Consider the following 6,773-nt stretch of genomic DNA (forward strand, 5'->3'; position numbering starts at 1 on the left):
GGAAAGAACGTCACCCTTATCGAGAGAAACGAGAGGATCATGAAGAAGGCCTTTGACAAGGAAATCACCGACGTTCTTGAGGGAGAAATGAGAAAGAGGATAAACCTCAGGACGCAGGAGATAACCCTGTATATCGAGGGCAGAGAGAGAGTCGAGAAGGTCGTCACAGATGCCGGTCAATACAGGGCGGACATCGTTATCCTGGCCACAGGTATAAGGCCAAACGTCGAGCTTGCAAAAGAGCTGGGTGTCAGGATAGGCGAGACCGGGGCCGTATGGACGAACGAGAGGATGCAGACGAACGTGGAGAATGTCTACGCCGCCGGCGACGTAGCAGAGACGAGGCACATAATAACCGGCAGGCGGGTGTGGATTCCCCTCGCCCCTGCGGGAAACAAGATGGGCTATGTGGCAGGGAGCAACATAGCCGGAAAAGAAATCCACTTCCCCGGGGTTCTCGGGACGAGCATTACGAAGTTCTTTAACGTTGAGATAGGAAAAACCGGTTTAACAGAGGCGGAGGCGATAAAAGAAGGCTACGATATCAGGACGGCCTTTATCAAGGCAACCACCCGCCCCCACTACTATCCGGGAGCGAGGACCATATGGCTGAAGGGGGTCGTTGACAACGAGACTAACAGGCTCCTTGGCGTTCAGGCCGTCGGTGCGGACGTCCTGGCAAGGGTTGACACGGCCGCAGCCATGCTGACGGCTGGATTCACTACTAGAGACACCTTCTTCACCGACCTAGCCTATGCCCCACCGTTTGCTCCGGTCTGGGACCCCCTGATAGTCCTTGCGAGGGTTCTGAAGTTCTGAGCTCTCCCGGAAAACCTTTATACTATTTTCCCCAACTCCGGGCGATGTGCGAGTACACCTATGAAAACGGAAGGAAGTGCAGGCTGAAACCCCTAGAGGGCTCGAAGTACTGTCCCCTTCATGTCCCTTACGATGAGGGGGAGGCCCTTCTTGGCGAGAGGATAAAAAAAGTTAAGGCGAGTACCCTCCAGAGGAGGCTCAGGGCAGGACAGAGCTACTTCGAGGGCGTTTACCTCTACGACGTCTCCATAAAGGACTACCGGAGTGAGAAGGTTCTCGTCTTCAAGAACTCAGCAATTAAAAGCCTCGTTATTGAGGACTCCGAGTTTAAAGGCCTGATACTCCTCAACACGGCGGTTGAGAGGGTAATCCTCTTTCAGGTTAAGGTCGGCTTCATCTTCGTCAAGGGCTCAACGGTCTACGGCCTTAACGTACTCCGCGTTGACTTCACAAGCCATATATCCCTCAGGGACTCAAGCGTTAAGTACCTGATGGTGAACTCGACCCAGTACACCGGAAGCGAGGAGGAAGAGGCCTACGGCGAGAAAAGCGCAAAGGGCACGGTAGAAATCTCGGGCCTCAGAGACGTCCGCAGGATAGGTATCAACACCCGCTACCCTCTCCTTAGGAAAATCCTTGAGGAGCACGGCGTTAAGGTCTCCGAGGCAGGTCGGAGAACCGTAAGAGTTAAGTCCCTTGTAATCAGGGATGTTTCCTTCGACACCAAGCCCCACTTCAAGAGACAGGTTCGTCTGACGGTTGCCGGCTTCCATGGAACCCTCGTCCTCGAAAACCTTGAGGTGTTCGGTCACGTTGAAATAAGCTGGAGTCACCTGGTTTCTCCCGAATTCATCCATGTCCTAGTCCACAGCAACTTCATCCTCAGGAAGTCTAGGATTAGAGCGGATGCAACATGGGGTCTGACTGTCCTACCGAGCCTCCCGGTGGAGCTGACCGTTCAGGGCTTCATGATAATAGAGGACTGCCAGTTCAGCAATCCCCACGCTGAAGAGGTCTTCTATCGCCTTGCAAGAACCAGCTGGGAGAAGAGCGGTGACCTTGAGAAGGCTGACGAGTATTACTACCTGGAGATGCTCGCCCGGAGGAAGATAAAGCTCCTTTCGAGGAGAAAAGGGCGGAGAAAGCTCCTGGATAAAGGCGAAGCCCTTTTCGAGTGGCTCTTCGCCGATTTAACCTGCCGTTACGGAACCGACTGGAAGAGGCCGATAATGATATGGCTCTTCGCAGTCAACCTCTTCTTCCCGCTCCTTTTCTACCTGACAGGGAGCGTCCAAGGTCTCTCCGCCAAGCTCAGCTTCCTCGACTATGAGTACTTCAGCATCGTAACAGCTACAACCCTCGGCTACGGCGACTACCACCCAATAGGCGTTGGAAGGGCAATAGCGTCTCTTGAGGCCCTCTTTGGAATGTTCATGTGGGCGGTCTTCCTTACGGTCTTCGCGAGGAAGTACATGAGGTAGCGCAAAGTTTAAGCCTGCTCTCCGTCCAATACAGTGGGGATAGAAATGGAAAAACTCAGGCTGGGTCTCATAGTTAACCCCATAGCTGGTATGGGCGGTCGGGTGGCCCTTAAAGGCACCGACGGGGTTGTTGAGGAAGCCATAAGACGGGGCGCCCGTCCTATCGCTCAAAACCTTGCGCGCCTCTTTCTCCACGAGCTCTCTCATTACGAGGAGTCAAAGAGGATTGAGTTCATCACTGGCCCCGGGCCACTGGGAGAGAATGTTTTGAAGGACTTCAGCTTTCCCTTTGAGGTCATTAGACACAGGGGAATTGACTATCATGAAATCTTTGGCGTAAGGATTCCGGACACAAGCAGTAAGGACACCAAGAGGCTCGCCCAGGAAATGGCAGGGAAGGTTGACCTCCTCGTCTTCGCCGGTGGAGACGGAACTGCCAGGGACATTTTCGGCGCCGTTGGGATGAAGGTTCCCATTCTGGGAGTTCCCACTGGAGTTAAGATGTTCTCTGGGGTTTTTGCGTCGTCTCCAGAGGACGCCGCAAGGCTCGTCGTAGAGTTCCTCAGAGGGAACGCGGAGCTCGTTGAGAGGGATGTCATGGATCTGGACGAAGAGGCCTTCAGGCAGGATAAGGTTAAACCGAGGCACTACGGGAAGATCCTGACGCTCTACGCGGAGCTTCTCCTTCAGGGGGCGAAAGAGCCCTCAAAAACCGACGAAGCGGAGGACGTTGAGGCCATAATAGATGCCTTAGCTGAGGAGCTTGAGGATGGGATTTACTTCCTTGGGGCCGGTTCTACTCTCAAGAGGCTGAAGGACAAACTGGGCATCAATGGGACTCTCCTCGGTGTTGATGTGGTCGAGATAAAAGACGGAAAGGCAATGCTCCTCGTGAAGGATGCAACAGAAAAAGACCTCCTCAGGTTCATTGATAGGAATCCGAAAATCGTCGTTACTGTTATAGGGGGTCTCAACTTCCTCTTCGGCAGGGGCAACCAGCAGTTCTCGGCGGACGTTCTTAGGTATGTCCCTAAGGAGAACATAATAGTCGTAGCCACACCCTCGAAAGTTAAGGATGGCTTCATCAGGGTCTACACCGGTGATAGGGAGGTGGACGGGAAGCTGAGGGGCTACATCAGGATCAGGGTGGGCCCCTGGAGGGAGAGAATGGTTAAGGTGATTTAGAAAACCGTTTATACTCTTCTACTTATATTTCTGTGGTGAGTCGTATGAGACCGAGCCCGATTGCCGTTAGGATAATGGAACATGAGGGTGGGGACATGTTCTATGACCCCATCGTTCAGGGCAGAACCCTGAAGGTCTTTGGAATGGATGACTATCCGAGGCACTTCCTTGAGTACATCGCCGGGGAATACGAGAAGATAGGATACGACAGGGTAGTATTTGACACGACCGGCCAGTTTGAGGGAGACTTTGATACAGTGATTGAAATTAAAGACGGTCAGCCGACCGGGATAGACCCTATAAAGCTTGCCCTCCAGGGCCTCATCGACCCCTACTCTGCGGTGACGATAGTTGAGGCTCTCTATGGTCTCGACAGGGCCTTAAGAGATAAACTCTACGCTGACATCCTTCTTGGTAAGGTGAAGAGCGTCCCGGATGCTGTGAAGGCCAATCAGAAATACTCTGAGGTGATCCTGGAGAGCTACACTACTCTTGACGAGGCCTTCTACTCAGGGGATACTCCCAAGCTTGAGGGGAGCGTCCTTGTGAACCTCGGAGACACGCACAGCATAACACTCGTTGGAATAGCGTTCTTAACCCTCTCAGCGGTCTTTGAGAAGAGGAGGAAGGCTATGGTTGGACTCCTCGATGGGGCCGTTCTCGGCTACACTTCAGCTGGCAGTGCCGCAATTCCTCTCCTCACGAGACCGCTGAGGAAAAGACTAACCGTCGTCGCGAGCGAGTATGCACTTGATGCCCTCCTGAACCTCGCGGGCCCGACGCTCCTCTTATACCACGAACCGGACGTTCAGGCACTGATATACGAGAGCAACGGCGTTCCGCCCGGTTCCATGAGAAAACTCGTAAAGAAGGGGCTGGGGGCCTTCATCGTCCGTAGCCCTGAGACCATAGACGTCTTCCACGGTAGAGTTCTCCCCTGAGCAGGTACTTTTTAATATTCTCAAAACCTACTCCTTCAGGTGTTGAGAGATGGTGTACATCGAGCATGCGACGAATCCCGTTATATTTGGGACTCTTCTCGTCATCTACTACTTTTCAATCCCAATGGCTTTTCTGTTCTGGTATGGGAGTTCCTACAGGTACATCAAGAAACGCAACTTCCGGCTGAAGAGACTCCTCGCTTACCTCCTGCTGGCCTTTATCCTGACGGGTCTCTCGGCCTACAAAATCACCTCGATATACTTCTACATCCACTCCCCGGCCGAGGGGGAGTTCTGCCTCAGCTCGTCCTGTGTCCTCTCGTCCGGGTTACTCCATGAGTACGGGGTGAACACTGAAACCCTAGAAGCCGTGGGCCTGCCCTCGTACGGCCCAATGATGGTGTACAGGATATACGACGTTGGGACTAACATCACGCTGGGCTTGCCGGTTAGGATGAACTACGTCGTGATAATAAGACCCCTTCTGATCCTCCCCTTGGTCGAGGTCAATGTCTACTACATCTCCGGTAGAAAGGCCATCCTCAGGAAGACCTTCTACGTGACGTGGCCCAGCTTCCCAGGGGATACTATAACAAGGGCCCTCGACGTAAGGTTCACCGTCCTTATACTCACCGGCGGCAGGGGGCCGGGGGCTTAGCCCCTCAACCTTTTTGCCAGCTCCTCAAGAACCCCCAGGAAGGTCTCGACCTCCTCAAGGCTGTTATAGACGTGGAAAGAAGCCCTGACGGTGCCGTTTATTCCAAGCTTCTTCATCACCGGTAAAGCACAGTGGTGGCCGCTCCTCACCATTATGTTCCTCTCGTCGAGTACCGCTGCGACGTCGTGCGGATGAAGGGGTGGAACGTTGAAGCTGACAACTCCCGCGTGCTTCTTCAGGTTCCTCGGCCCGTACCAGGGAATTTCAAGCTCTTCAAGGCCCCCAACGGTTCTCTTTACAAGCTTCCTCTCCTGCCTCTCAATTCTATCTACCCCAATTCTCTCGATGTAGCGTATTCCCTCGGCCAGTCCTATCGCCCCGCCTATGTTCGGAGTTCCCGCCTCAAAACGCTCCGGCGGTTCTGCAAGCTTGTAAGAGTTCAGGTCAACATCCTCAATGGTTCCACCGCCTATGAGGGGTGGCTCGAAGGTATCGAAGAGCTCCTCGTTGATATAGAGGACGCCTATCCCCGTCGGCCCCATCGGGCCCTTATGGCCTGAGAATGCCAAGAAATCGGCGTGCAGTTTCCTCACGTCCACCTCCATGTGCCCAACGCTTTGAGCAGCATCGACAACGAAGATTGCCCCCTCTTCCTTCGCTATCTTTCCTATTTCCTCGACCTCGTGGACGACGCCGAGGGCATTGGAGACGTGCTGAACGGCTACGAGCTTCGCATCTTTAATCTTCCTCTCGGCATCACTTAAATCGAGGTTGCCCTCGTTGTCGCCTTCGATGAACTCCAGTTTAAGTCCCTTCATTCTGGCCAGTCTCTGCCAGGGAAGTAAATCGGAGTGGTGCTCGTAGGGGGTTGTTACTATCTTGTCCCCCGGTCTGAAAAGGTGCTCAACTCCGAGGGCGACCAAGTTAAGGCTCTCGCTCGTGTTTTTGGTGAAGACCACCTCCTCAAACCTTGCGTTTATGAAGTCGGCAACCGCTTTCCTGCTCTCCTCGTATCTGTGGGTCGCCATTTGGGAGAGCCTGTGAACGCCCCTGTGGACGTTGGCACGGTACCTCAGGTAGTAATCGTCCATAGCCTCGATCACGGGTTTGGGCGTTAGCGAGGTGGCCGTGTTGTCGAAGTATATAACCTCGCCCGTCAGCGGTATGTCCTTCCTAACATCGTCCGGGATCTTCATATTACCACCTCCAGAATCCCGGCGCAGTCATATATCGTCTCGGCGATTTTCTTTCCCCTCTCGGCATCTTCGAGGAGCTTGATGATTATCTTCCCACTTGGGTAAACGCTGACCTCATAGTCCTCCATTTCGAGAATCAGCATCATGTCCGGGACGAGCTTTTTCACGGAGAAGCCTTTCTCCCTGAGACACTCGGCGGTCTTTACGAGGTCCACCTTTACCTGCCTCTCCCAGGAATAGGCACCTATGACGATGCCCTTCATAGTTACGCAGGGCTTTGAGATTATCATCCCATCACCGCTGACCTTTGGGCGGGGAGTCTTATAGGGCTTTCCTGAACCGAAGGTTGAAATAGGGATAAACCAAAGCCCTTATAAGGTGTGTTACCTTTTTGGTCTTTGGTGATATCGATGAAGATTCTGGTGAGCGGAAAGGGTGGTTGTGGTAAGAGCACGATAAGCGCGATGCTCGGGAAGTATCTGGTGGAGAGGGG

7 protein-coding genes and 1 pseudogene are annotated in these 6,773 nt (G+C 53.5%); 6 read left to right on the plus strand and 2 right to left on the minus strand.

Annotated features, from left to right (window positions below; genetic code table 11):
- The 5 genes from MVD07_RS05575 to MVD07_RS05595 form a co-directional block, all read left to right on the plus strand.
- Positions 1 to 819 (plus strand): FAD-dependent oxidoreductase (locus MVD07_RS05575; protein WP_297499523.1); only part of this gene is annotated, 819 nt, incomplete at its 5' end.
- Positions 820 to 863: 44 nt separating this feature from the next.
- The gene (locus tag MVD07_RS05580; RefSeq protein ID WP_297499525.1) at positions 864 to 2,300 is read left to right on the plus strand and encodes a potassium channel family protein; all 1,437 of its coding nucleotides are present in this window, start codon (positions 864 to 866) and stop codon (positions 2,298 to 2,300) included.
- Positions 2,301 to 2,345: 45 nt separating this feature from the next.
- Complete coding sequence (locus tag MVD07_RS05585) at positions 2,346 to 3,485, plus strand: ATP-NAD kinase family protein (RefSeq protein ID WP_297499527.1); 1,140 nt, start codon at positions 2,346 to 2,348, stop codon at positions 3,483 to 3,485.
- 44 nt (positions 3,486 to 3,529) lie between these two features.
- A complete protein-coding gene (locus tag MVD07_RS05590) occupies positions 3,530 to 4,426 on the plus strand; it encodes a hypothetical protein (protein ID WP_297499536.1) in 897 nt (298 codons plus the stop codon).
- Between the two features lie 49 nt (positions 4,427 to 4,475).
- The gene (locus tag MVD07_RS05595; protein WP_297499530.1) at positions 4,476 to 5,084 is read left to right on the plus strand and encodes a hypothetical protein; all 609 of its coding nucleotides are present in this window, start codon (positions 4,476 to 4,478) and stop codon (positions 5,082 to 5,084) included.
- Here the strand turns inward: MVD07_RS05595 and MVD07_RS05600 are convergent.
- Together MVD07_RS05600 and MVD07_RS05605 are read right to left on the minus strand one after the other, a co-directional pair.
- Positions 5,081 to 6,280 (minus strand): cysteine desulfurase, encoded by a 1,200-nt coding sequence (locus MVD07_RS05600; RefSeq protein ID WP_297499532.1) that lies wholly within the window; start codon positions 6,278 to 6,280, stop codon positions 5,081 to 5,083. The two genes, MVD07_RS05595 and MVD07_RS05600, sit on opposite strands and share 4 nt — an antisense overlap.
- A complete protein-coding gene (locus MVD07_RS05605; RefSeq protein ID WP_297499534.1) occupies positions 6,277 to 6,570 on the minus strand; it encodes a hypothetical protein in 294 nt (97 codons plus the stop codon). Before MVD07_RS05605 ends, MVD07_RS05600 begins: the two co-directional genes overlap by 4 nt.
- Before the next feature lie 120 nt (positions 6,571 to 6,690).
- Here MVD07_RS05605 and MVD07_RS10945 point away from each other — a divergent pair.
- Positions 6,691 to 6,773, plus strand: a pseudogene (locus MVD07_RS10945) (carbon monoxide dehydrogenase); the annotation flags it as partial.

The sequence above is a fragment of the Thermococcus sp. genome (genome assembly GCF_027008145.1).
In the GTDB taxonomy this organism is placed as follows: Archaea; Methanobacteriota_B; Thermococci; order Thermococcales; family Thermococcaceae; genus Thermococcus.